This is a genomic window from Streptomyces sp. NBC_01537, assembly GCF_045040445.1.
Classification (GTDB): Bacteria; Actinomycetota; Actinomycetes; order Streptomycetales; family Streptomycetaceae; genus Actinacidiphila.
Window position 1 is genome coordinate 2,089,425 of sequence record NZ_CP109392.1, and the last position, 23,825, is coordinate 2,113,249.

The following is a 23,825-nucleotide window of genomic DNA, read 5'->3' on the forward strand; positions in this document are numbered from 1 at the left end:
CCCGAATGCCTGCACGAAACTTATAAGGGCTGACACAGGATCCACACAAGTCCCGAAGCAGCGCATTCGCCCCGCCCGCACCACCGTTGCTGGTTTGGAACCGTTTCCGCCCTGGGCACAGTGGACCGAAAGGGAGGGGACGGACAATGTCGACCTGGAACGGAATCGGCACGAAGTATCTCGGATACAGCAACCGGAACCGCGATGGCACTCACCACGCCACGGAGTGGGCGGTCCTGCTCGACCTGCCGGTGATACCGCTGCGCCGCCATCGCCTGACGGTCGGCAGGACCGCGCACACGACCACCGGCACCACCGGCAGATCGGTCACCGGATTCGTCGTGCACGAGGAGACCCCGCTCGCCGGCCGCGAGATATGCCGCACCTACCTCGTCTGGTGGCTGCTGGGCCCGCTCGTCGCCGTGGGGCCGGCTGCCCTGCTGCTGTGGTCGGTGAGCGGCAAGCAGGACGGCGGGTTCGGGTTCTGGGCGTTCGTCCTGGGTGTCTCGGCGGCCTGGGTGATCGGCGCGTCGGCGGCCATGACCGCGTACAACCGGCAGCGGCGGGGCCTGCCGAAGTGAGTGGAGTGAAACGACGCCGCCCCCGGATTCGGGCCGGGGGCGGCGTCAACCGGCCGGGGGGCCGTCCCTCCCCCGGCCGGGGTTCAGCCGGCGAGACCGGCGATCCGGGCGAGTCGCTGGGCCTCGGCACGGGTGCTGCGGGCGATCGCGTCCTCGTCGACCATCGTGAGGCGGCCGGACTCGACGACGGGCTTGCCGTTGACCAGCGACAGCGTGACCGGGGCGGCGGCGCCGAAGACGAGGGCGTTGACCGGGTCGGCGATGGAGGCGTGGGCGATGGTGTCGAGCTTCCACAGGACGAGGTCGGCGAGCTTGCCGGGCTCGATGGAGCCGATCTGGTCGGCGCGGCCGAGGACCTGGGCGCCGCCGTAGGTGCCCAGGCGCAGCGCCTGACGCGCGGTGAGGGCGGCCTCGCGGTGGGCGCCGAGGCGGTTGATGAGCAGGGCGTTGCGCAGTTCGGTGTGCAGCTCGCCGGACTCGTTGGAGGCGGTGCCGTCGACACCGAGGCCGACGGGGACCCCGGCGGCGAGCATGTCGGGGACGCGGGCGATGCCGGCGGCGATGCGGGCGTTCGACGACGGGCAGTGGGCGACGCCGGTGCCGGTGCGGGCGAAGGCCGCGATGTCGGAGTCGTTCATGTGGATGCAGTGCGCCATCCACACGTCGGAGCCGAGCCAGCCGGTGGACTCGAAGTAGTCGGTGGGCCCCATGCCGAACAGCTCTTTGCAGAACTGCTCCTCCTCGACGGTCTCGCTGCCGTGGGTGTGCAGGCGTACGCCCTTGCGCCGCGCCAGCTCGGCGCCCTGGCGCATCAGCTCGGTGGAGACCGAGAACGGCGAGCAGGGCGCGACCGCGACCTGCGTCATCGCGTCGAAGGAGGCGTCGTGGTACCGGTCGACCGTCTCCTCGGTGGCGGCCAGCGCCCCTTCGAGGGTCTCGACGGCGAAGTCCGGCGGCAGGCCGCCGTCCGACTCGCCCCGGTCCATGGAGCCCCGGGCGAGGGTGAAGCGTACGCCCATCTCGGAGGCGGCCCGGATGATGGAGCCGGACAGGTCGCCGGAGCCCCGCGGGAAGACGTAGTGGTGGTCCGCGGCGGTGGTGACGCCGCCGCGGGCCATCATGCCCAGCGAGCCCTGGGCGCCGGCGTAGGTCATCTGCTCGTCGATGCGGGCCCAGGTGGGGTAGAGGGTGACCAGCCAGTTGAAGAGGTTGTGGTCGGTGGCCAGGCCCCTGGTGAGGAACTGGTAGAAGTGGTGGTGGGTGTTGACCAGGCCGGGGGTCAGCAGATGCCCGGTGGCGTCGATCCGGCGGACCACGCCCTCCAGCCCCTCGGGGGCGGGGCCCGCGCCGACCGACTCGATGCGGTTGCCCGCGACGACGACATGACCGGTGGCGTACTCGGTGCCGGCGGCGTCGACCGTGGCGACGGAACAGTTCTCGATGACGATGCGCTCAGCAGTCATGGCGTAGGAGCCTTTCAGTCCGTGACCGGGATGCGGGCCTCGGCGCCGTCCCGCAGGACCGTGCCCTCGATGAGGCCGTAGGGGCGGTCGGCCGCGAAGTAGACCTCGTTGTCGTTCTTGAGGTCGAAGGGCGCCAGATCGACCAGGAAGTGGTGCTTGTTGGGGAGCGAGAGCCGGATCTCGTCGATCTCGGGGCGGCTGTCGACAACCCGCGACCCCATCGCGTACAGGGTCTGCTGGAGCGAGAGCGAGTACGTCCCGGCGAAGGCTTCGAGCAGGTGCCTGCGCACCTCGTCGTAGGACTGCTCCCACTGCGGGGCGCCCGCCTCGTCGCCGTCCGTCCAGTTGAAGCGCCAGCGGGCGTTGACCTCGGTGGCGAGGATGCGGTCCTGGGTTTCCTTCAGGGTGGTGTACCGGTCCCTGACGTAGCCCCAGAACTCCGAGTCGGTGGAGTTCATCACCACCAGGCCGGTGAGACCGGAGATGACCTGCCAGCTCTCGCCGTCGTAGGTGATCTCGCTGATCCGGGTCTCCTGGCCCTTGCGCACGAACGAGTGCGCCTGCGTGATCCGCTCCCAGGCGTACTCCTCGATCCGGATCCGGGCCCGCCTGATCGGCTCCTGGCTGGTGACGAAGTGCCTGGCGAGGTGGATGCCGAAGGCCTCGGCCGACTCGATCCCGTACTCCTTGGCGAAGGCGTAGACCGTGTTCTTGGTGGCGTCGGTCGTCAGGACGTTGGCGTTGCTGCCCGAGAGATGGACCTCCTCCATGTCCCCGGACAGCGCGACGGAGACATTCAGGTCCTTGATGTGGTGGGTCGCTCCGTCGCGCGTGATGCGCACGACGCGGTTCTCCGCCTTGCCGTACTGGTTCGGGCCGAGATAGGTGGGCATCGGTTAGCTCCCTCGATATACGGAGTAGCCGAACGGGTTGAGCAGCAGCGGTACGTGATAGTGCTCGCCCGGCGCGACGGCGAAGACGATCGCCACCTCCGGGAAGAAGGCGGTCCCGGCCTGCTGGTCCTCGGCTTGCTTACTGGCGGCTTGTTTACTGGCGAGATACGGCTCGGTCAGGAACTCCAGCCGTACGTGCGTGGTGCCTTCCGGCAGCTCGGGCAGATCCTTGCAGCGGCCGTCGGCATCGGTCTTCGACGCTCCATGCGGCGCCCACGGGGCCTCGCCCCCGGCGCGGACCGCCAGCCGGACGGGCACGCCCTCGGCGGGGCGGCCGATGCTGGTGTCCAGGATGTGCGTGGACACACTCGACACGGTGGACACGGATGTCATACGGGGTCCTCCTCGATCAGCCGCGTCAGGCGGATGCGGTTGATCTTCCCCAGTTCGGTGCGGACGATCTCGCGCTCGCTGTCCGTGTCGTTGCCGATCCGCTCCTTCAGCGCCGCGAGCATCTCGTCGCCACTGCGGCCCGTCGCACAGATCAGGAACACATGCCCGTGCCTCTCCTGATACGCCAGGTTCAGCTCGAGCAGCTCCTCCCGCAGCGATTCCTGCACACCGCTCTGCTCACGCGCCGACGTCGCGTCCCCCGGCTTCGGCCGCCCGATCGGCGGATGCCCCGCCATCGCCTCGGCCAGATCCTCCGCCGTCAGCGCCGCCATGGCCGTGTCGCTGGCCCGCAGCACCGCGTCGAGGCTGCCGTACGGGCGTCCCGCGACCACCGCCGCACCCCAGGCCCTGCTGGCGCACGCCTCGTGCAGCAGCCGGGCCGTCTCCGACGGATCCGCCGTGTTGAACCGGGTCAGGCCCGGCGAAGCGCTGGAAGTCACAACCGCACGCTAAGAGCGCGCGACAGCTTGCGTCAACACTTTGTTGAAAACTTCCGGTTACGAGTCGCGGTCCTTCGCCCCCGGGCCCGGCCGGGGACTCTTACAGGGACAGCCGCCCTGGCAACCCGGCCTCTGGCCATGACCGTCCTCGCCCTCCCTGGACTCCGATCATGGATGACCACTCCCCCGCCCCCCTGGCCCTCACGGCCGTCGATGCCATCAAGCGCGTCAGCGGCACTTACCCCGGACACCGGCGCGTGCACGCCCGGGGACTGTGCTTCGACGCCACCTTCACCCCTTCCGGCAAGGTCGCCTCCCTCACCACGGCGGCCCATCTCCAGTCGGACCCGACGCCCGTCGTCCTGCGCCTCTCGAACTCCAACACCAACCCGACCGTGCCCGACGGGGTCCGGGCCGGCCGCGGCCTCGCGGCGCGCTTCCTGCTGCCGGACGGAACGGCTACCGACATCGTCTCCGTCAACATCCCGGTGTTCTTCGCGGCCACCCCCGAGCAGTTCCTGGAGCTCCTCGACGCCCTCAGCAAGGACCCCGCCACCGGGGCCCCCGACCCGGCGAAGGTCCAGGCGTACGCCGCTGCGCACCCCACGGCCGCCCTCGGCCTGCAGGAGGCCGGCCGGATGCCCATACCGGTCAGCTACGGCACCGCCCGCTACTGGGCCATCCACGCCTTCATCTGGGTCGACGCCCACGGCGAGCGGCGCTCGGTCCACTACCGCTGGGAGCCCGACGCCGGGCTGCAGGAGCTGCAGGAAGAGACGGCGGCAGACGAAGACCCCGAGTACCTGGCCAAGGAGCTGGTCCAGCGCCTCGCCGACGGCCCCGTCGGCTTCACGCTCCACGTTCAGCTCGGCCAGGACTGCGACCCCACCGACGACCCGACCAAACCGTGGCCGGCTGACCGCCCCGAGATCATCGCGGGCCACCTGCAGGTCACCGCCCCGGTCGCGGACCAGGAGCACTGGGCGGGCCAGGTCTACGACCCCACCCGGATCACACCCGGCATCGAACTCTCCGACGACCCGGTCCTCGCGTTCCGCAGCCAGGCCTACGCCGTCTCCTATGAGCGCCGGGCGGGAGGCCGTTGACCATCGACCGGGACCCGCCCGGAGGGTTCCGGCCGCTCACCTACTCGCCTTCTACCTGCGCCTTTGTGTCCCGGGCGGCGTTCTCCCGGTTCAGGTAGTTGTAGACAAGAACCTTACTCAGGCGTGATCTCGTGAGTCGGATTCACTGAGGATGGCTCCTGGGGAGCGGAGTAGCACTGCGGTTTCTGGGCGAGGGCCGTTCATCCTCGCCCACCCGGCCCGCTCCCGGCGGCGGATGCTTGGTGCGTACGGACTACTGGTGGTCGCCATGGCATTGGTCGTGGGCATGCGGTCGGTCTGAGCGGGCCGATGTGCTCTGCCTGACAAGTACTTGAATCACCGTCAGCTCTCTTGTGTAACCTTTGACTTCAGCTCTGCCATGGGTCGGCTGAGCAGAACGGGGACGGGGGATCAACGATGGGACGGGACAGCTTCGGCAGCCAGGTGGAAACCCTCAGGACCGAGGGCAAAGCCTTCACCGACATCGGCAAGGACTTCCGGTCAGCGGTGAAGCTCCTGGTCAACGGCCTCACGGCACTGGAGGGCGGGTCTCCGCCGAGCGACGCCTCCATGGGCGAGCAGTTCTGGAGCGGCCTGACGACGCTCGACAGCAAGGCCGGTTCACCTCCATGGGGCGACGACGAGATCGGAGAGAAGTACGGCGTCGTCTACGAGGGTCTGCGCAACGGCATGTACGAGTCGATGGGACACCTCGCCGCCAAGCTCCAGGAGATCGGTGGCGGCCTGGCCGCGATGGCCAGGAACCACGAGACCAACGAGGGCTTCACCGAGTCGATGCTGAATCAGCACATCCAGAACGAAGAGGCGTACTCGAAGACCGTCGTGTCCATGAAATCACCTCAGGTCTGAGCCTGGGCTCCTGACCTGGGCCTGACCTGGGGCAGCGCCTTCATCACGCGTATCGACGGGGGATTCGACCGTGATCATGCTGCCGGACTCACTGGAGTGGGTCCTGGAAATGCTCGGCTTCGACTGGCCGACCGCAGACGAGGACAAGCTCTTCGAATGCGCCAACGTCTGGCGGCAGTTCGCCGCCAACGTCGATTCGCTTCAGGTACGCGGCGTCGTCGCGGCCGGCAACGTGACGTCGGAGAACTTCGGCGACTCCATCGACGGCTTCACCACGTCCTGGGAGAAGTTCTCCGGCAACTCCGGCTACCTCGACGACGCCCGCAGCGGCGCCGAGATGATCGCCTTCACGCTGGAGGCGGCGGCATACCTCGTCATCGGCATGAAAATCGCGGTGATCGCCCAGATCATCATCCTGGCCGTCGAGATCATCGCCGCCCAGGCATCCGCGCCCTTCACCCTCGGCCTCTCCGAACTGGGCGCCGCCGCCGGTGTGGCCACCACCCGCATGATCTGTCGCAAGATCATCAAAGAGGTCGCCAAACAACTGTGGGACGCGGTGCTCGAGACCGCCAAGGAACCTTTCGTCTCGGCCCTCCAGGCCATGGTCTCCGACATCATCGCCCAGACCGTCAACCAGAATTTCGGCGCCCAGAGCGGTTACGACCTCAGCCGCACCGCCGACGAAGGCATCTCGGCCGGCAAGGACGCCCTCAAGAACTCGGCCAACACCTTCGGTGAAGCCCTCCGCGACGGCGCCGCAGGCAAGGCCGGCCACCACGCCCGGACCGCGGCGACCGGAGGCCAGACGGACGGCGGGGACTCGGACAGCGGCACCCCGGACTCACCGTCGAACCGCCCGTCGTCCGACGACGGCGCTTCGACGTCGCAGTCCCCCGGCAACGACTCCTCGCCGGAAGCGCAGCCGTCCTCCGGCGAATCATCGACGAGATCCGACACCTCTCCCAACACCACGTCCCCATCCTCGCCTTCAACGTCAGCGCCTTCCACGTCCAGCCCCTCCCCCACCACGGCCACGCCGGATTCGACCACCCGCAGCTCGGCTCCCACGTCAACCGGCGACACCGCCCCGTCCAGCTCCCCGAGCCCATTCGACGTAGGCACCCAGCAGTACAACGAGAGCCGGAACCAAGCGCCCACCAACGACGGTTCCTCCGCCCCCGACACAACGCGCCCGGACAGCACCACACCCGTCTCTGACCACCGTTCGGCCGCCGACCCGCCCCAGTCCACGGGCCCGGCCACCACCAGCCCCGACGCCTCCCCCGCCACAGACCCGCGCTCGGCCCCGGGTCCGAGCCCCGCCACGGACGCGCGCACCACCACCCCCGACGCTTCCCCCGTCACGGACCCGGCCACCACCACCCCCGACGCCTCCCCCGCCACAGACCCGGCCACCACCACCCCCGACGCCTCCCCCGCCACAGACCCGCGCACGACCACCCCGGACGCCTCCCCCGCCACGGACCCGCGCTCGACCCCGGGGCCGGGCCCCGCCACGGACCCGGCCCCCACGCCCGACAGCTCACGCCCGGACCCCGCCCCCGCTACTGCCCCCGCCTCCAGCCCCGATCCACGCACCACACCCGACGCCGGCCCGGCCCCGGCCCCCGCCCCGGACTCCGTACGCCCGGACGGCGGCACCCACGCCCCCGACGCCACACGCCCGGACACCCCGGCCCAGCCCACTACGCACCCCGGGCCCAGCCCCTTGCGCAGCGACCCGGGCAACCCCAGCAACCCCGGCGAGCCGAGCAACAACAACGGGACCAGCAACAACGGTGACGGAAGCCAGAGCCCCACCCGCCCGTCCGCCCCGCATGCGCCCACCCCCGCCCCCGCGTCCGCCCCGCACATCGGCGCGCCCGACCGAAGCCCCGCCGCCTCGCCCCACCAGGACTCGGCTCCCCGCCACCACCAGGACGACGACTCCCTGAACATCCAGGGCGGCGCCACCGTCACCGCACCCCGCCCGTCCACGCTCCCCGCTGACTCGCCCACCCAGGCCCCGCAGAGTCAGACGGCCGCCCCGCAGACGCCGGGCCCGATGGCCGCCGCCCCTGGCCCGATCCCCCGGCAGTCCGCTCCCACCACCACTCCCACCCGTGCCGGCAGCCCGACCGCCCCGACCGGGCCTCGCCCCACCGAGCGGCCCGCCCAGCCGGCTCCGCCCCGCGACGGCCCCATTCACGACGTCTCGCGCCAGGAAGCAGCCACCCGCCCGGACAGCCGGCGGCTCGACGGCCCCCGGCGAGAAGAAACGTCACGCCCGTACAACCCCCGCTTGGACGGCCCCCGGCGGGACGCACCGGCACGTCCGAACGACCCGGCCGGATCACGCGCCGACAGCCAACCCACCGGTCCTCACCAGCCGCACACCACCCCTCAGACCGCCGAGCCGCTCACCGACAGTCTCAACACCCACCCCGGCGGCCTGCTCCCGCGCGACCCCAATGACCAGCAGGCGCGTCAGCCGCTCCGCACTGACCAGGTCGTACCGAAGTCCGAACAACCGGCAGCCCTTCCACGGGGCGAGCGCGAGAGCATTCCGGCCAACCGCAGCGCGAACATCTCACAGCACATCGCCAACGCGCTCGGCGACGGCCCGCTGATGTACGGCAGGCCCACCAGTCCGGACACCGCCCCGGACACCCCTTCGGACACCACCCGGCACACCCCGGCAACCGAGTCCGGCCACGCCCCCACGCCGGACGACCGCTCAGCAGTGGAACAGCGCCCCGACACCAGCACCGTCCCTGCCCCCGCCTCGGACTCGCGCCCGTACGACGTCCCCGGCGGTGTCCTCCACCCCGACCCGGTCGATCAGCGGGCCTTCCTGGACTCCTTCCCCCACAACGAGGACGGCACCCCCCAACGCCATCCCGATCCCAACGAAGGCGACTGGCTCAACAACCTCAACGGCCAGAACCGGAACGAACCCGGCCGCGCCAACAACTGTCCCGACGGCTCCCTCTCCTTCATCGACGGCTACTCCGGCAACCCCACCGTCGCCGCCCCGCGCACCCCTGACCTCAACCCGGACGGCACCCCCTCCGACCGCGGCGAGGCCAACGGCCGCGACCGCATCGAGAACGCCCTCGGCGCCAAGTACTCGGACTACGGCGACGGCCCCGACGCGTACAACCGCCTCGAAGAGACCCTCCGCCTCCAGGGCCACGGCTCCCAGGCCTCGATCATCACCCAGGACTCGGCAGGCCGCTCCCACGCATGGAACGTCGTCAACCACAACGGCCGGATCACCTACGTCGATCCCCTGACCGGCGCCCGTAGCAACAAACCCCTCTACGACGGCACGCACGGCGTCTTCGCCATCCCCCTCGACCCCGACCGCCGCCCCGTGAACACCGACGCGCTCCAACCGTCCGGCACGCATGACGAGCGCCGCGCTCCCGCCGAACCCGCCGGCGTCGGCCCGAGTGACCCCGAGGACGTCAGGGAAAGGGTCAAAAGGCAGGTCGCCAAGGCAAACTCCGATCCCAATTGGTTCGGGAAGTACTACCGGGCCGCGGACGGGCATCGCCATAGCACAGAGCAACGGGACGAGAACGGGCATCTGCTGCCGATACTGCGGGCCACCGGGGATCCGCAGAACCCGTGGATGGCGGCGAGCGATGTCCCGCCGGCCGAAACGGAGACCTACAAAGAATCCGAGACCAGGGAAGGGGAACGCGGGAAGGGCGTAACCGAGGAGAATCTCAACCGGCTCGACGAGGCCGCGGAGAGGCGCCATCAGGCAATCGAGGCCGACCGGGAACCGCACCGAGAAAGGAAGGCCGCGCAGGACGCCCTTAAGGACGACCAATCTCCCGAAAACGAACAAGCCTTTACGGAGGCCGACGAAAGACACAGCCCACTGCACGGAGAAATGACCAGGGCAAGCGAGAGCTACGGCGACGAGGTAGCCGAGTTTCACGCCATCCCCGAGAATTTTCCGGATGCCACGCGAATCGACAACCGGGGCTCCGGAAACAACAGATTCGACCAGGTATGGCGAAGTCCGGACGAGGACTTCGACTTCATTGTCGTCGAGGCCAAGGGATCGCTGGAAGCGGATCTCGGCGAACGCAAGGGACTCACACCGTCAGGAGACCCCGATCCGCAGCAGCCGGATCCGGAACAGCCCGATCCGGAACAGCCGGATCAGACAGGTGAGACAGATGAGACAGGCGGGGAGGCCTCTCCGAGTCCCGCCGTCCCGCAGGTCAAGCAGGGCACTCGCGAGTACTTCAAGGTAATCTTGCATGAAATGACGACCCGCGGAAACAGAGATCTCGCTGCCGCGGCTTCAGAAACCGATCCGGCGAAGGCCGAAGCAGCCATGGAGAGAGCCGAAGCCGAAATCGAGTTGGCAAGAGAGTTGCGCGAAGCACTGAAGAACGGTCGGGTGAAGTACGTTCTCGTCAAGGGAAGCCCCGACGGTGAGCAGCACAATGGATACCTGATGAAGGAATTCGACGTCAGGACGGAAGAAGAGAAGGAAAATGATCCAAGTTCCACGCCATGACTACCCGACCGGGTATCTGGAGAGGATCCTGCGAGCACTGGAAAAAAATCTGCAGGGCGAGATCAATGACCTGGAGGACAGCCCGGAATGGTTCACCATGGCTCTGGGTTCCGCGCTCACCGTCTTCAACAGACGGTGTTCCGAGGATGCGACGGCTGACAAGCTCGAAACCTGGGAATCCTTCGTCACCGCCATGCAGGTGGGCTCCGCCCTCTTCACGTCGGCGCTCGCGACCACCGACACCGTCGAGTGCCTGATCAACCACCAGAAGCGCACCATCCGATCAGGCGCCCGCCCCTGGGCCCACGCGGGCAACTGGCTCACAGCATTCTGGCTTGCCTGCACAGGCCGCGAGGAGCGGCGGATGACCGAGCTGTGCCAGGTGCCGGTCTCGCTCATGCGGCAGTCCGGAGCCGTCTTCGACGACTATATCTACCACTGGGTGGAAGCACTCCAGGCGTACTGGCTCAAACGCCCTGAACTCGGCAACAAGCTCGTGGCCGCAGTCGAAGGCACCGACCCCGACGCCCTCCGTCACACGGCACCCCCGGCCGTGCTCCAGCTCATGTATCCGCCCATGAACCTGCTCACCCAGCTGGTCCGCGGCAACCAGGACAGGTTCAACACCGAACTCGCCCAGGCCCTGGAATGGCACAAGGACTACTGGACCCGCACCGAAGAACGCGCACTCCACTCCGACGGCCTCATCGCCCTCGCCCCCATGGGCGTCACCGGCCTCGCCCTCCTCACCGGCTTCACCATCGACGTCGAATCCGACTACATGCCCCAGCACCTCGTCAACGGCGACTGGGTCGGCGAGTTCGCCACGTAGCCCCCGCCCCCACCACGCAAGGTCCGCAGCCGCTACGCCCATCCCCGGCTGCCGGACGGCAGCCACGCGTAGACCAGGTAGCCGATGTCGAATTCGTGGACGTGCATGGGGGCGGGGCATCGCTGTCCAGAAGCTCCTGGAAGAGAGCTTCCGTCTCGTAGCTCCACACCCAGGTGTCGGGCTGCAGCTGAGTCGCGCTGCGTTACGTCAGTCACCCTGCCGCGACTGCTCGTCGCCCCCACGCGCCTTAGCCCGCTGCTCGTTGGTGTAATTGATGTAGTTGTAGACGGTGAACCGGCTGACGCCCAGCGCCGAGGCGACCGTCTCCACGCCGTGCCGGACCGAGAAGGCGCCGCGCTCCTCCAGGATCCGGACGACGGTCTGCTTCTCCTTGCGGTCGAGCTCGGACAGGGCCTTGCCGTGCCGGCGCTGGAGGTCGGCGAGTATGTGGTCGAGGGAGTCGGCGAGGTGGGGCAGCCGTACGGCGATGACCTCGTGGCCCTCCCAGCTCAGGACGACGTCATCGCCGCCGGCATCGGCGGGCGCGATGAGCTCCGCGCCCATCGCGTCGGCCAGCGGCTTGATCGCCGCGCTGAACGGGTGATCCCCGGCCCCAGCCCCAGCCCCGGTCACTTGTCGCTCTCCCCGATGACGTTGACCTGCAGGGAGACGCGCGTCGCGCCTGCGTCCAGGGTGCGTCGCAGCACGTCGCCGACGGCTGCCACGACCTGGTCGACGGTGCCTTCGGCGGTGTTGCCGAAGGGGCCGACGTCGACCGCGTCCAGTTCGGCGGTCTGCACGACCTCGCGCGCGACGAGGGCGTGCTGGGGAGCCTCGTCGAGGTCGAAGGGCTCGGTCGTGAATTCCAGTCTGAGTCGCACCATGGGTCCACGGTAGCCGTGGGCGCATGGTGCGAGGACCGGGCTACCGGCCTGTGAAGTGGGCGGGGCGTTTCTCCAGGAAGGCCCGCATGCCCTCCTTCTGGTCGTCGGTGGCGAACAGGGCGTGGAAGAGCCGCCGCTCGAAGAGGACGCCTTCGCGCAGGCCGACCTCGAGGGCTCGGTCGACCGCCTCGCGGGCGGCCATTGCGGCGGGTTTGCCGTGGGAGGCGATGGCGGCAGCGGCGGTGGCGGCCTCGTCGGCGAGGCGGGCGGCGGGGACGACGCGGGCGACGAGGCCGGAGCGCTCGGCTTCGGTGGCGTCCATGAGGCGGCCGGTGAGGATGAGGTCCATGGCTTTGGCCTTGCCGACGAGGCGGGTGAGCCGTTGGGTGCCGCCGATGCCGGGGATGACGCCGAGCTTGATCTCGGGCTGGCCGAAGCGGGCGGTGTCGGCGGCGATGACGAAGTCGCAGAGCATTGCGAGCTCGCAGCCGCCGCCGAGTGCGTAGCCGGCCACGGCGGCGATCTTGGGCGTACGGAGGGCGGCGAAGGCGTCCCAGCCGGCGAAGTAGTCCTCCGCGTACATCTCGGGGAAGGTGCGGTCGGCCATCTCCTTGATGTCGGCGCCGGCCGCGAAGGCCCGCTCGGAGCCGGTGAGGACGAAGCAGCCGACGCCGGGATCGCGGTCCAACGGCCGCAGCGCGTCCGTGAGTTCGGTCATGAGCTCGGCGCTCAGCGCGTTGAGCACTTCGGGGCGGTGCAGGGTGACGGTGACGACCCGGTCGTGCCGTTCGATCTTCAGGGTGTTCATCAGACCTCCTCCACGAGGTTCACGAGTCCCAGATCGCGCCGTACGCGGGGATGCCGCGGCGCTCCAGGCCGTGCACGACCTGCCAGGTGAGCTTCTTGTTCGAGATGCAGATGACGGCCTCGGCCCCGGTCTCGGCGTACGCGGCGAGCGCGAGCCGCACCATGTCGGGCTTGCCGTGCTCGGAGGTGTCCCAGATGAGGGCCTGCGGCTGGACGGCGAGGATCTCGTCGACGAGTCCGTCCCCGTAGGTCGTACGGGGGCTGCGGGTGGCCCAGACGAGGTGGGCGGGGACCTCGCGGGCGAGGAGGTGGGGCAGGACGGGGCCGATGCCGCTGCCGGTGGCGACGTAGACGACCTTGCTGAACAGGGTCTCGATGTTGGCGACGCCGGCGGTGGTGATGCCCTTGACCCAGAGGTGGGAGGGGGTGTCGTCGATGAGGGCGCCGGTCCAGTCGCCGGCCCGGGAGATGGTGAGGCGGAAGCCGGTGCTGCCGGGGGCGGGGACGTTGGCGAAGGAGTGCCATTCGAGGAGGGGGTGGCGGCTGACGGCGGTGGAGGACCCGGCGAAGGGGGTCTCGCCGTAGTCGAAGCGGGCCAGCACCACGTGGGACGAGGGCCGTTCGATGTCGACCGGCACCCGGCGCAGCCGCAGCCAGGGCAGGGCGACGCTCAAGGTGAGGACGGCCAGCACGGCCAGCTCCGCCGGGCCGGCGGTGAGGGCGAGCAGGAGCCAGAGCAGGGCGAGGGCGGCCCAGCCGCCGAAGCGGTGGGTGCGCTCGAAGCGGTCGTGGCGGCGGGCACGCAGCGGGGGGAGGGCGGTGGCGATCATGCCGGTGAGCAGGGCGACGATCGCGTACGAGAGGGTCAGCGCGCCGGCGGAGCCGCCGCGTACCGTCAGGGCCGCGACGAAGCCGAGGAACCAGGCGGTGCCCGCGAGCGCTCCGCCGACGTGCAGACCGCCGAAGTGGTAGACCTTCGCCAGCGTCCAGCGGATCCGCAGCGGCCAGTGGACGGGGGCCGAAGTGGCAAGGCGGAAGAGGAGATTGACGACGTACTGCTGGCGGATCACGATCGCGAGGGCGAAGTTCGCGAGCGCGGCCCTGGACAGGGACGCGGTGGCGATGCCGCCGGGCAGGGCGTGGGCCAGCAGCGCGAGGTTCGCCGCGAGGACGAGGGCGATGAGGCGGTTGTAGTGCATCAGGCGCGGGTGTTTGAGGATCCGGCGCGGGAGCGCGGTCAGCGGCGGTAACCCGGCGCCGGTGCTCGCGGGGGCGGAGAGCTCTTCGGCCGTGGTCATGAGGCGGCCCCCACGACCCCCACGGCTCCCACGGCCCCCGCGAGGGCCAGGCTCAGCAGGGCGGCCTTGTCGATCTTGCCGCGTCCGGTGAGCGGGAGCGCTCCCAGAGAGTGCACGGCATCGGGTACGCAGTAGTACGGCAGGGCACGTGCCACCGCCGCCCGCGCGGCCTCCGGGTCCACGCCCGCCCCCGACAGGCCCGCCCCCGACACGAACGACACCAGCGTGCGGTCGTCCAGCTTCAGCGTCGCCGCGCGCACGCACCCGGGCACCGACTCCAGGACCGCCGACACCGCGTCGAGCTCGACCCGGAAACCGCGGATCTTGACCTGGTCGTCGGTCCGGCCGAGGTGTTCCAGCTCGCCGTCGGCCGTCCAGCGGCCGAGGTCGCGGGTCCGGAACATCATCCGGCCGCCGCCGAGGAAGGGGTCGGGGGCGTAGCGCTCCGCGTTGAGTGCCGGGTTGTCCAGGTACCCGGCCGACACGCAGTCACCGCCCGCCCACATCTCGCCGGTCTCGCCGGGGCCGCAGAGCCGCCCGCGCCCGTCGAGGACGTACACGGTGTTGTTGGGGGTGGGCCGCCCGATCGTCAGCAGCGGCTTGCCGGGATGGTGCCGCTCCATCGTGTTGACGATCGTGGTCTCGGTCGGCCCGCAGGAGTTGTAGAACGCGCAGATGCCCGCCCACCGGTCGGCCAGTGGCCGCGGGCACGGCTCTCCGGCCACGGCCACCGCCTTCACCCGGGTGCAGCCTGCGGGATCGACGCGGCTGAGCACGCTCGGCGTCGCGATGACCACGTCCGCGGTACGGACGGCCTCGGCGATGTCCTTGCCGCGGATGACGAGCGTGGAGCCGTGACCGAGGGCGCCCAGGATCTCCCAGGCGGCCATGTCGAAGGCGATGTTGAGGATCTGGCTGACCCGGGTGCCGGGGCCCATGCCCAGGCTGCCGGGTTCGGTGAGCAGGATGTTGCACACGTTGCGGTGGGTGACGGTCACACCGTTCGGCCGGCCCGTCGTGCCCGAGGTGAACAGCACGTAGCAGCCGTCGTCGGGCGCGACCGCCCGCGCGGGCACGAAGTCGGGCGCCGGGCGGTGGTGGGAGCCGGTCTCCCGGTCCACCGCGATGAGGCGGTGGCCCTCGGGTACGGGGATGCGGTCGGCCAGCTCGGCGAGGGTCAGGATGACCTTCGTCCGGGCCGTACGGATGATGTGGCGCAGCTGTTCCTCGGGGGTGACGCCGATGTCCTGCGGTACGTACGCGGCGCCCGCCTTGAGCGTGGCCAGCAGGCCGACCAGCATCGGGATCGAGCGCCGGACGAACAGCCCGACGTTGTCGCCCGGGCGCACGCCGGTCGCGGCCAGCCGGGCGGCGAGCCGGTTGGCCCGCCGGTTGAGCTCGCCGTAGGTGATGGCCGTGCCCTGGTGCTCGGCCGCGACCGCGTGCGGGTCGGCGGCGGCGTGGTGCTCGAAGGCCTGGTGGATACGCGCGTACGGGACCGGCTGCGCCGGTCCGCGCTCAAAGCGCAGCGCTGATGCCAACTCCTGATGCAGCACGTCGTGTTCCTCCATGTGGGGTGGGTGGAACGAACGCGGAACGGAAGAAACGGCCGTCGGTCACAGTGGGCACAGCTGTATCGCCAGCCCCAGACAGCACTCTGGCCCCTCTGGTTGAAAGCGTAAGGACAGCCGAGGAGCGGGCGGTAGATGGCCTTGCGTCGGGACTCGGCCAGCTTGGCCGGCCGCCGGGCCAGCGCGTCAGCCGCGAGCGGGGCCACCATCAGCGACGCAGTCATTCGCACTCACGTCCGAAAAGGCGGACTTGCCAGCGGGTGGCGTGGCGGCACGGCTCTTGACAATCGCCGCCCGGCTGATTCAGCCTTCCATTAAGCAGAATTCACTTTCCGCAATACGGAAGGAGCATCGAGTGGGCTTCAACGACACGCGCTTCGATGTGAACCTCTCGATCCTCTTCACGGAACTCCCGCTCCTGAAGCGCCCCGCAGCCGCCGCGGCGGCCGGTTTCGACGCGGTCGAGCTCTGGTGGCCCTGGCCGGACGCCCCCGTTCCGGCCCGGTCCGAACTCGACGCCCTGCGCGCGGCCTTGACCGATGCCGGTACACAGCTCGTCGGCCTGAACTTCTACGCCGGACAGCTCCCCGGCCCCGACCGGGGAGCGCTCTCCGTCCCCGGCGAGGAATCCGAGCGCTTCCGCGCCAACATCGAGGTCGCGGCGGACTTCGCGGAGTCCGTGGGCTGCCGTGCGCTCAACGCGCTCTACGGCAACCGGGTCGAGGGCGTCTCCGAGGAGGAGCAGGACCGGCTCGCCCTGGAGAATCTGATCCTCGCGGCCCGCGCCGCCGACCGGATCGGGGCCGTGCTGCTCGTCGAGGCCCTCAACCGGCCCGAGTCCCCCCGCTATCCGCTGGTCAGCGCCCCCGCCGCGATAGAGGTCGTCGACAGGGTCAACGCCCTCTCCGGCCTCGGCAACGCGCGCTTCCTCCTGGACCTCTATCACCTGTCCATGAACGGCGAGGACCTCGCCGACGTCATCGACCGCTTCGCCGACAGGACCGGCCACGTCCAGATCGCCGACAACCCCGGCCGCGGCGCGCCCGGCACCGGCGCCCTGCCACTGGCCGATCTCATCGGCCGCCTGCGCAAGTCCGGTTACGACGGCTGGGTCGGCCTGGAGTACAAGCCGGGCCCCGACGGCAGTTCCGCCGGCTTCGGCTGGCGCCAAGGAGGAACAGCATGAGCACCGCACTCCCCCGCGTCGCCTGGATCGGCCTCGGCATCATGGGCTCCCCCATGGCCGAGAACCTCATCAAGGCCGGCTACGCCGTCACCGGCTACACCCTTGAGCAGGACAAACTCGACCGGCTCACCACGAACGGCGGAACGACAGCCGCCTCAGTCGCCGAGGCCGTCAAAGACGCGGACGTCGTGATCACGATGGTCCCGGCGTCCCCGCACGTCGAGGCCGTGGCGTACGGCGACGCCGGGATTCTGGCCAACGCCAGGAGCGGCGCGCTCCTGATCGACATGTCGTCGATCACCCCGCAGACCTCGGTCGACCTGGCCGGGGCCGCCGCCGGGCACGGCATCCGTGTGCTGGACGCTCCCGTCTCCGGCGGGGAGGCCGGGGCGATCGAGGCGGTGCTGTCGATCATGGTGGGCGGCGAGCAGGCCGACTTCGACGAGGCACGGCCGATCTTCGACGCGCTGGGCAGGACGGTCGTCCTGTGCGGCCCGCACGGCTCCGGCCAGACCGTGAAGGCGGCCAACCAGCTGATCGTGGCCGTCAACATCCAGGCCTGTGCGGAGGCCGTGGTCTTCCTGGAGAAGTCGGGCGTGGACCTCCACGCCGCCCTGGAGGTCCTCGGCGGCGGCCTCGCCGGCTCGACCGTACTGGCCCGCAAGAAGCAGAACTTCCTCTCCCGCGACTTCACCCCCGGCTTCCGTGTCGACCTCCACCACAAGGACATGGGCATCGTCACGGACGCCGCCCGCAACGTCGGCGCGGCCCTCCCGGTCGGGGCGGTCGTCGCCGGTCTGGTCGCCTCGCTGCGCGCCCAGGGCGACGGCGGGCTGGACCACAGCGCGCTGCTGCGCGGCGTGGAACGCCTGTCGGGCGCGTAACCCAGAGCTCGGGGCTCGGGGTGCCCCAACTCGCCCGCAGCGCGGGCGTTTCGGGTGCGGATGCGAGAGCATGGATGCGTATGCCAGCCCCAGCCCCGCCCGGGAGCCCGAAACATGGCAGAGAGCGTGCCCGTACGGTGTCCGGCCTGTCGCCGGCCGCACACGTACACGGCCCCCGTCTTTCCCTGTGCGTGCGGCACGCCGCTCGCACTGCCGCTGTTGCGCGGGGGCGTGCCGGTTCAGGTCCGGCACCGGTCGTGGGACGACTCATGGGTGGGAATGCGGTGCCCGGACTGCGGGCGCAACGACCAGTGGCCGCAGCCGGAATACGGCTGCGAGTGCGGGGCGGTGATCCGGCTGCCGGTCGACACCCGGGCGCTGCCCGAGGCGGCGGGCACGGCGGCGCCGCTGCCGGCCACCGCGGCCGAAGGAGACCCGGAGGAGTCACCGGCGGCTGTGCGGCCGCCCTTCAACCCGGTGACGATCCGTACCGCGCGGGACGCGCTCACCGCCGCCGCGCAGTATCTGAAGTGGCTCGGCTACGCGGGCGTACGGATCGCGTCCGAGCGGGCGGCCAACGGAATCGACCTGCGCGGGGACGGGATGGTGGCCCAGATCGACCCGACGACGCAGCCCACCCGGCTGCGGGACATCGAGTGCCTGTGGCTGAACTGCCTCAACGAGGACTCCACGGGAGCCTTCTTCTCCCTGGCGGGCTACGCGCACGACGCCCGGATGCGCGCCGACCAACTGGGTGTACCGCTGTTCGTCATGGACCTCACCGGCACCCCGCAGCCGGTCAATGACGCCGCGGATTCCCTGATCAGGACCCACCCGCGACCGCGGTCCTAGGCCCTGTCCGGGCGATCAGGTTCGGACAGGCCGCGGCGTCCGGCGCGGTGCCGCCCGCCGCGCCAGCGGCCCATGTCGCTGTGGCGTCGCAGGCCCGGCCATGATCGCCCGGACAGGGCCTAGGCGTCACGGTGCGTAGCACCTCCGGTCGCGCGTCCGCCGTACCCGGGAGAGGATCGGACACGATCCCCTACTCAGCTGAGGACGGACGCAGCGATGTCTACGGCACTGCTGAAGCGCAAGCTCGACAAGTCCTTCGCCCGCCTGGACACGGCCGGCACCGGATATGCCGAGCGCGCCGACTTCCAGGACGTCGGCGCACGGCTGATCCGCGGTTTCGGGCAGTCCCCCACCTCGCCCAAGGGCAAAGCGGTCGCGGTACGGCTAGAGGCCGTCTGGGCGGAGCTGGCGGCGTACGCCGACACCGACCGCGACGGCCGGATCTCCTCCGCGGAGTACGAGCACGGCATGACCAAGGCCTTCATCGAGGGCCCGGGCTTCGATCCGGTCTTCCATCCGTGCGCCGAGGCTGTCGCCGAGCTGTGCGACACGGACGGCGACGGCCAGGTGCGGCGGGAGGAGTTCGCGGTTCTGCAGCGCGCCTTCAACACGCCGGTCTCGGACATCTCGGCCGCCTTCAACCGGATCGACACCGACGGCGACGGCACGCTGAGCACGCAGGAGCTGGTCGCCGCCATCCGCGCCTACTACATCGGTACGGACCCGGAGGCGCCGGGCAACTGGCTGTTCGGACCCCTCTAGACCGGCTGGACCAGCGGTAGGACCGCAGTCGGGGCGTGCCCCGGCTCCGTGGCGATCTCCTCCCACTCCCGCACGCTCGCGATGTCGGTGCCGCTCATCGAGATGTCGGTGACCCGCTCCAGGATCGCCTCGACGACCACCGGCACCCGGTACTCGGCGGCGAGCTTCCTGGCCTCCTCGAAGGCCGGCAGCAGCTGATCCGGCTCGGTGACCCGGATCGCCTTGCAGCCCAGGCCCTCGACGACCTTGACGTGGTCGACGCCGTAGACGCCCAGCTCCGGGGAGTTGATGTTCTCGAACTCCAGGTTGACCTGGAAGTCCATGCCGAAGCCGCGCTGGGCCTGACGGATCAGGCCCAGATAGGAGTTGTTCACCAGGACGTGCACATACGGGATGTGGTGCTGCGCGCCGACCGCCAGCTCTTCGAGCATGAACTGGAAGTCGTAGTCCCCCGACAGCGCGACGACCTGTGCCCCGGGGTCGGCGGTGGCGACGCCGAGCGCGGCGGGGACGGTCCAGCCGAGCGGACCGGCCTGGCCGCAGTTGATCCAGTGGCGCGGCCGGTAGACGTGCAGCAGCTGCGCGCCGGCGATCTGGCTCAGCCCGATGGTGGTGACGTACCGGGTCTCCGGGCCGAAGGCGCGGTTCATCTCCTCGTACACGCGCTGCGGCTTGATCGGCACGTCGTCGAAGTGCGTACGCCGCTGGAGCGTGGCCTTGCGCTCCTGCGCGGCGGCGGCCCACGCGGTGCGGTCGGGGAGCCGGCCCTCGGCCCTGAGCTCCCTGGCGATCCGGACGAAGAGCTCCAGCGCGGCCCCGGCGTCGGAGGCGATGCCGTAGTCCGGGGGGAAGATCCGGCCGATCTGGGTGGGCTCGATGTCGACGTGGACGAACTTCCGTCCCTGCCGGTAGACGTCCAGGCTGCCGGTGTGGCGGTTGGCCCAGCGGTTGCCGATGCCGAGGACGAAGTCCGACGCGAGCAGGGTGGCGTTGCCGTAGCGGTGCGAGGTCTGCAGGCCGGCCATGCCGGCGTTGAGCTCGTGGTCGTCGGGGATGGCGCCCCAGCCCATGAGGGTGGGGATGACGGGGGTGCCGGTGAGCTCGGCGAACTCGACCAGCAGCCCGGCGGCGTCGGCGTTGATGATGCCGCCGCCCGCGACGATCAGGGGGCGCTCGGACTCCAGCAGGAACCGCATCGCCTTCTCGGCCTGGGCGCGGGTGGCGGCCGGTTTCCAGACCGGCAGCGGCTCGTACGTCCCGGGGTCGAAGTCGATCTCGGTCAGCTGGACGTCGATCGGCAGGTCGATGAGGACCGGTCCGGGGCGGCCGGAGCGCATCAGGTGGAAGGCCTGCTGGAAGACCCCGGGGACCTGGGCGGCCTCCAGGACCGTGGTCGCGGCCTTGGTGACCGGCCGGGCGATCGAGGCGATGTCGACGGCCTGGAAGTCCTCCTTGTGGATCACCGCGGTCGGGGCCTGGCCGGTGACGCACAGGATCGGGACCGAGTCGGCGATCGCCGAGTAGAGCCCGGTGATCATGTCGGTGCCGGCTGGGCCCGAGGTGCCGACGCAGACGCCGATGTTGCCGGGCGCGGTCCGCGTGTAGCCCTCGGCCATGTGCGCGGCGCCCTCGACGTGCCGGGCGAGCGTGTGGCTGATCCCGCCGGATGCCCGCAGCGCGGCGTAGAAGGGGTTGATGGCGGCGCCGGGCACACCGAACGCGGTGTCAACGCCCTCGCGCTTCAGGATCTCCACTGCGGCGCGGGCGGCGGTCATACGAGGCATTCGGTCACCATCTTTCCGTATTGCGGAAACTAACTTCTGCTATATGGAACTGTTTCGAACATAGGCCGCCCCGCACACAGCGTCAAGCAGGAGGCGCTAGGGTGCGTGCTCCGGATTGACGGAAATCACACAGACCACTCACACCAAACGGGGAACTTCCGTGACCACACCGCCCGTTCAGACCGATCAGGGCCAGGCCCCGGTCTGTCGCTTCTGCGGTTCCATACCTGCCGTGAACGCGACCATGCGCGGCCATCAGGGCATGCTGATCGTGATGCGGTTCCTGAAGCTCAAGGGCCCGTTCTGCCGCCGCTGCGGCATAGCGGCTCACCGCAAGATGACCGGCGACAGCCTCTGGCAAGGCTGGTGGGGCATCGCCTCACTGATCATCAACCCGATCACGATGGTGGCGAACCTCTTCCAGCGCGCCAAGGTCAACCGCCTCGCCGAGCCCCTCCCCGGCGCCCCGGGCACCCCCGCCGACCCGGGCAGGTCCCTCTTCGCGCGCCCCGTGATCCTGGGCCTGCTCCTGCCCGTCGCGATCGTCGGGGGGCTCGTCTTCTTCCTGCACGACGACCCCGGGTTCGCCGATGCGGGCGACTGCGTGCACAACAGCGGCAGCGAGTTCTTCCCCGACGTCGCGATCGTCGACTGCGGCTCGGCCAACGCCGACTACGAGGTCATCGCCAGGCTCGACGACACCACTGACACCTCCGGCTGCGACCAGTACGCCGCCACCGCGGCCGCGTACCGCGCGGAGCAGGGCCACACGAAGTACGTCCTCTGCCTCGCGGCCAGGAACCAGAACTAGGAGGCAGAGCCCCTAGGGCCTGAGGTCCTCCTCGCGATACTCGGTGCCCGTGTCCCCCGCGGCTGTGCGCTCGCGCAGCTCGACGCGGCGGATCTTGCCGGAGACGGTCTTGGGCAGGTCGGCGAATTCCAGCCTGCGCACGCGCTTGAAGGGCGCCAGCACGGCCCGCGAGTGCTCGAAGAGGGCCCTCGCCGTCCGCTCGTCCGGTTTCCAGCCCTCGGCGAGGACGACATACGCCTTCGGGACGGCGAGGCGGACCGGATCGGGGGCCGGGACGACCGCGGCCTCGGCGACGGCCTCGTGTTCGAGGAGGGCGCTCTCCAGCTCGAAGGGCGAGATCTTGTAGTCGGATGCCTTGAACACGTCGTCGCTGCGCCCGACATAGGTGATGTAGCCGTCGGCGTCGCGCGAACCGATGTCGCCGGTGCGGTAGTAGCCGCCGGCCATGGCCTCGGCGGTGCGCTCGGGGTCGCCCGCGTAGCCGGTCATCACGCCGACGGGGGCGGCGGCCAGCGACACGCTGATCTCGCCCTCGTCGGCGGGCTCGCCGGTCCTCGGGTCGAGCAGCGCGATCTCGAACCCGGGGGTCGGCCGGCCCATGGAGCCGGTCTTGAGCGGCTGGCCGGGGGTGTTGGCGACCTGGACGGCGGTCTCGGTCTGGCCGAAGCCGTCGCGGATGGTCAGCCCCCAGGAGCGGCGCACATGCTCGATGACCTCGGGATTGAGCGGCTCACCGGCCGCCACGGCCTCGCGCGGCGGGGTGCGCAGGGCGCTCAGGTCGGCCTGGATGAGCATCCGCCACACGGTGGGCGGGGCGCAGAAGCTGGTGACGCCGGCCCGGTCCATCTCGGCCATCAGCCGTCCCGCGTCGAAGCGCGTGTAGTTGTGGATGAACACGGTCGCCTCGGCGTTCCAGGGCGCGAAGAGATTGCTCCAGGCGTGCTTGGCCCAGCCCGGCGAGGAGATGTTGAGATGGACGTCGCCAGGCTTCAGCCCGATCCAGTACATGGTCGCCAAGTGGCCCACCGGGTACGACACATGGGTGTGCTCGACCAGCTTCGGCTTCGCCGTCGTGCCCGAGGTGAAGTAGAGCATCAGCGGCTCTCCCGCCGCCGTGGGTCCTTCGGGCTCGTACGTGTGCGGGCTGCAGTAGGCGTTCTCGTACGCCGTCCAGCCCTGCGGGGCGCCGCCGACCGCGATGCGGGTGTAGTCGCCGGGCACGCGGTCGAACTTCGCGGTGTCGGCGGACCGCACGATCACATGCCGCGCCCCGCCGCGCCTGATGCGGTCGGCGAGGTCGGCCGGGCCGAGCAGGGGGGTCGCGGGGATGACGACGGCTCGCAGCTTCATCGCGGCGAGCGCGGTCTCCCAGAGCTCGGCCTGGTTGCCGAGCATGACGACGATCCGGTCGCCGGGGCGTACGCCCTGCGCGCGCAGCCAGTTGGCGACCCGGTTCGAGCCGGCGGAGAGCTCGGCGAAGGTCAGCTGCGTCTCGGCGCCGTCCTCCTCGACGATCCACAGGGCGGGCCGGTCAGCGGTCCCGTCGGCCCGGGCGATCATGTCGAACCAGTCCAGTGCCCAGTTGAAGTGCGCGGGCCGGGGCCAGCTGAAGCCCGCGTACGCCGTGGCGTAGTCCTCACGGTGGGCGAGCAGGAAGTCCCGGGCGGCCCGGAACCCGTCGGTCGTCGCGCTGCCTGCCGCCATGGGTGCCGTCCTCTTCGTCGCGGACCGTCTCGCAGCATCCTCGTTCCCGCGACACGAGTCGCGCTACCCCCCGCCGCATGCGACGGGGGGTAGCTACA

Annotated in this window: 21 protein-coding genes; 10 read left to right on the forward strand and 11 right to left on the reverse strand. The window is 70.2% G+C overall.

Features of this window, described 5'->3' with window-relative positions; translation table 11 throughout:
* The first annotated feature begins 146 nt into the window (after positions 1-146).
* Positions 147-581 (forward strand): hypothetical protein, encoded by a 435-nt coding sequence (locus OG607_RS09700; protein WP_405721281.1) that lies wholly within the window; start codon positions 147-149, stop codon positions 579-581.
* A gap of 83 nt (positions 582-664) precedes the next feature.
* Here OG607_RS09700 and OG607_RS09705 read toward each other — a convergent pair whose 3' ends face one another.
* The 4 genes from OG607_RS09705 to uraD are packed head-to-tail and all read right to left on the reverse strand — an operon-like array spanning position 665 to position 3,830.
* Entirely contained in the window at positions 665-2,044 is a 1,380-nt protein-coding gene (locus OG607_RS09705) for an 8-oxoguanine deaminase (protein ID WP_405721284.1), read from the reverse strand.
* A 14-nt stretch (positions 2,045-2,058) separates the two neighbouring features.
* The gene (gene pucL / locus OG607_RS09710; RefSeq protein ID WP_405721287.1) at positions 2,059-2,937 is read right to left on the reverse strand and encodes a factor-independent urate hydroxylase; all 879 of its coding nucleotides are present in this window, start codon (positions 2,935-2,937) and stop codon (positions 2,059-2,061) included.
* A 3-nt stretch (positions 2,938-2,940) separates the two neighbouring features.
* Complete coding sequence (uraH, locus tag OG607_RS09715; RefSeq protein ID WP_405721290.1) at positions 2,941-3,330, reverse strand: hydroxyisourate hydrolase; 390 nt, start codon at positions 3,328-3,330, stop codon at positions 2,941-2,943.
* Complete coding sequence (uraD, locus tag OG607_RS09720; protein ID WP_405721293.1) at positions 3,327-3,830, reverse strand: 2-oxo-4-hydroxy-4-carboxy-5-ureidoimidazoline decarboxylase; 504 nt, start codon at positions 3,828-3,830, stop codon at positions 3,327-3,329. Before uraD ends, uraH begins: the two co-directional genes overlap by 4 nt.
* 170 nt (positions 3,831-4,000) lie before the next feature.
* Here uraD and OG607_RS09725 point away from each other — a divergent pair, with 170 nt between their 5' ends.
* The 4 genes from OG607_RS09725 (at position 4,001) to OG607_RS09740 (ending at position 11,184) form a co-directional block, all read left to right on the forward strand.
* Positions 4,001-4,936, forward strand: coding sequence for a catalase family peroxidase (locus tag OG607_RS09725; protein ID WP_405721296.1), 936 nt, complete (start codon positions 4,001-4,003; stop codon positions 4,934-4,936).
* A gap of 417 nt (positions 4,937-5,353) precedes the next feature.
* A complete protein-coding gene (locus OG607_RS09730) occupies positions 5,354-5,806 on the forward strand; it encodes a hypothetical protein (protein ID WP_405721299.1) in 453 nt (150 codons plus the stop codon).
* Positions 5,807-5,882: 76 nt separating this feature from the next.
* A complete protein-coding gene (locus OG607_RS09735; RefSeq protein WP_405736660.1) occupies positions 5,883-10,352 on the forward strand; it encodes a toxin glutamine deamidase domain-containing protein in 4,470 nt (1,489 codons plus the stop codon).
* The gene (locus tag OG607_RS09740; RefSeq protein WP_405721301.1) at positions 10,330-11,184 is read left to right on the forward strand and encodes an immunity 49 family protein; all 855 of its coding nucleotides are present in this window, start codon (positions 10,330-10,332) and stop codon (positions 11,182-11,184) included. Before OG607_RS09735 ends, OG607_RS09740 begins: the two co-directional genes overlap by 23 nt.
* Before the next feature lie 207 nt (positions 11,185-11,391).
* On the opposite strand, the gene OG607_RS09745 is transcribed toward OG607_RS09740, so the two are convergent.
* The 5 genes from OG607_RS09745 to OG607_RS09765 form a co-directional block, all read right to left on the reverse strand.
* A complete protein-coding gene (locus OG607_RS09745; RefSeq protein WP_405736662.1) occupies positions 11,392-11,748 on the reverse strand; it encodes a helix-turn-helix domain-containing protein in 357 nt (118 codons plus the stop codon).
* A 65-nt stretch (positions 11,749-11,813) separates the two neighbouring features.
* A complete protein-coding gene (locus OG607_RS09750) occupies positions 11,814-12,065 on the reverse strand; it encodes a hypothetical protein (protein WP_405736665.1) in 252 nt (83 codons plus the stop codon).
* Positions 12,066-12,108: 43 nt separating this feature from the next.
* Positions 12,109-12,876, reverse strand: coding sequence for an enoyl-CoA hydratase (locus OG607_RS09755; RefSeq protein ID WP_405721304.1), 768 nt, complete (start codon positions 12,874-12,876; stop codon positions 12,109-12,111).
* 19 nt (positions 12,877-12,895) lie between these two features.
* Entirely contained in the window at positions 12,896-14,173 is a 1,278-nt protein-coding gene (locus OG607_RS09760) for a hypothetical protein (RefSeq protein ID WP_405721307.1), read from the reverse strand.
* Positions 14,170-15,744, reverse strand: coding sequence for an amino acid adenylation domain-containing protein (locus OG607_RS09765; RefSeq protein ID WP_405721309.1), 1,575 nt, complete (start codon positions 15,742-15,744; stop codon positions 14,170-14,172). The genes OG607_RS09760 and OG607_RS09765 overlap by 4 nt, the downstream gene beginning before the upstream one ends.
* Before the next feature lie 355 nt (positions 15,745-16,099).
* Here OG607_RS09765 and OG607_RS09770 point away from each other — a divergent pair, with 355 nt between their 5' ends.
* From OG607_RS09770 to OG607_RS09785, 4 genes are all read left to right on the forward strand, one after another.
* A complete protein-coding gene (locus OG607_RS09770) occupies positions 16,100-16,930 on the forward strand; it encodes a TIM barrel protein (RefSeq protein WP_405721311.1) in 831 nt (276 codons plus the stop codon).
* Positions 16,927-17,814, forward strand: a complete 888-nt coding sequence (locus OG607_RS09775) for a 2-hydroxy-3-oxopropionate reductase (RefSeq protein WP_405721314.1) — start codon at positions 16,927-16,929, stop codon at positions 17,812-17,814. Before OG607_RS09770 ends, OG607_RS09775 begins: the two co-directional genes overlap by 4 nt.
* 114 nt (positions 17,815-17,928) lie before the next feature.
* Positions 17,929-18,666, forward strand: a complete 738-nt coding sequence (locus OG607_RS09780; protein WP_405721317.1) for a hypothetical protein — start codon at positions 17,929-17,931, stop codon at positions 18,664-18,666.
* A gap of 216 nt (positions 18,667-18,882) precedes the next feature.
* Positions 18,883-19,428 (forward strand): EF-hand domain-containing protein, encoded by a 546-nt coding sequence (locus OG607_RS09785; protein WP_405721320.1) that lies wholly within the window; start codon positions 18,883-18,885, stop codon positions 19,426-19,428.
* On the opposite strand, the gene gcl is transcribed toward OG607_RS09785, so the two are convergent.
* A complete protein-coding gene (gcl, locus tag OG607_RS09790; RefSeq protein WP_405721322.1) occupies positions 19,425-21,212 on the reverse strand; it encodes a glyoxylate carboligase in 1,788 nt (595 codons plus the stop codon). The genes OG607_RS09785 and gcl overlap by 4 nt on opposite strands.
* A gap of 232 nt (positions 21,213-21,444) precedes the next feature.
* On the opposite strand from gcl, the gene OG607_RS09795 reads away from it, so the two are divergent.
* Positions 21,445-22,023: a hypothetical protein gene (locus tag OG607_RS09795; RefSeq protein ID WP_405721325.1), complete on the forward strand. Its 579-nt coding sequence runs from the start codon at positions 21,445-21,447 to the stop codon at positions 22,021-22,023.
* A 12-nt stretch (positions 22,024-22,035) separates the two neighbouring features.
* On the opposite strand, the gene OG607_RS09800 is transcribed toward OG607_RS09795, so the two are convergent.
* Entirely contained in the window at positions 22,036-23,727 is a 1,692-nt protein-coding gene (locus OG607_RS09800) for an AMP-binding protein (protein ID WP_405721328.1), read from the reverse strand.
* Between the last annotated feature and the right edge of the window lie 98 nt (positions 23,728-23,825).

Bases quoted from the DNA above. Each gene is read 5' to 3' on its own strand.
- OG607_RS09705 (WP_405721284.1), bottom strand. From the start codon at position 2,044: ATGACTGCTGAGCGCATCGTCATCGAGAACTGTTCCGTCGCCACGGTC.
- OG607_RS09775 (WP_405721314.1), top strand. From the start codon at position 16,927: ATGAGCACCGCACTCCCCCGCGTCGCCTGGATCGGCCTCGGCATCATG.
- gcl (WP_405721322.1), bottom strand. From the start codon at position 21,212: ATGCCTCGTATGACCGCCGCCCGCGCCGCAGTGGAGATCCTGAAGCGC.
- OG607_RS09700 (WP_405721281.1), top strand. From the start codon at position 147: ATGTCGACCTGGAACGGAATCGGCACGAAGTATCTCGGATACAGCAAC.
- OG607_RS09765 (WP_405721309.1), bottom strand. From the start codon at position 15,744: ATGGAGGAACACGACGTGCTGCATCAGGAGTTGGCATCAGCGCTGCGC.
- uraH (WP_405721290.1), bottom strand. From the start codon at position 3,330: ATGACATCCGTGTCCACCGTGTCGAGTGTGTCCACGCACATCCTGGAC.
- OG607_RS09755 (WP_405721304.1), bottom strand. From the start codon at position 12,876: ATGAACACCCTGAAGATCGAACGGCACGACCGGGTCGTCACCGTCACC.
- OG607_RS09785 (WP_405721320.1), top strand. From the start codon at position 18,883: ATGTCTACGGCACTGCTGAAGCGCAAGCTCGACAAGTCCTTCGCCCGC.
- OG607_RS09735 (WP_405736660.1), top strand. From the start codon at position 5,883: ATGCTGCCGGACTCACTGGAGTGGGTCCTGGAAATGCTCGGCTTCGAC.
- OG607_RS09745 (WP_405736662.1), bottom strand. From the start codon at position 11,748: ATGGGCGCGGAGCTCATCGCGCCCGCCGATGCCGGCGGCGATGACGTC.
- OG607_RS09760 (WP_405721307.1), bottom strand. From the start codon at position 14,173: ATGACCACGGCCGAAGAGCTCTCCGCCCCCGCGAGCACCGGCGCCGGG.
- pucL (WP_405721287.1), bottom strand. From the start codon at position 2,937: ATGCCCACCTATCTCGGCCCGAACCAGTACGGCAAGGCGGAGAACCGC.
- OG607_RS09780 (WP_405721317.1), top strand. From the start codon at position 17,929: ATGGCAGAGAGCGTGCCCGTACGGTGTCCGGCCTGTCGCCGGCCGCAC.
- OG607_RS09730 (WP_405721299.1), top strand. From the start codon at position 5,354: ATGGGACGGGACAGCTTCGGCAGCCAGGTGGAAACCCTCAGGACCGAG.
- OG607_RS09740 (WP_405721301.1), top strand. From the start codon at position 10,330: ATGATCCAAGTTCCACGCCATGACTACCCGACCGGGTATCTGGAGAGG.
- OG607_RS09725 (WP_405721296.1), top strand. From the start codon at position 4,001: ATGGATGACCACTCCCCCGCCCCCCTGGCCCTCACGGCCGTCGATGCC.
- OG607_RS09800 (WP_405721328.1), bottom strand. From the start codon at position 23,727: ATGGCGGCAGGCAGCGCGACGACCGACGGGTTCCGGGCCGCCCGGGAC.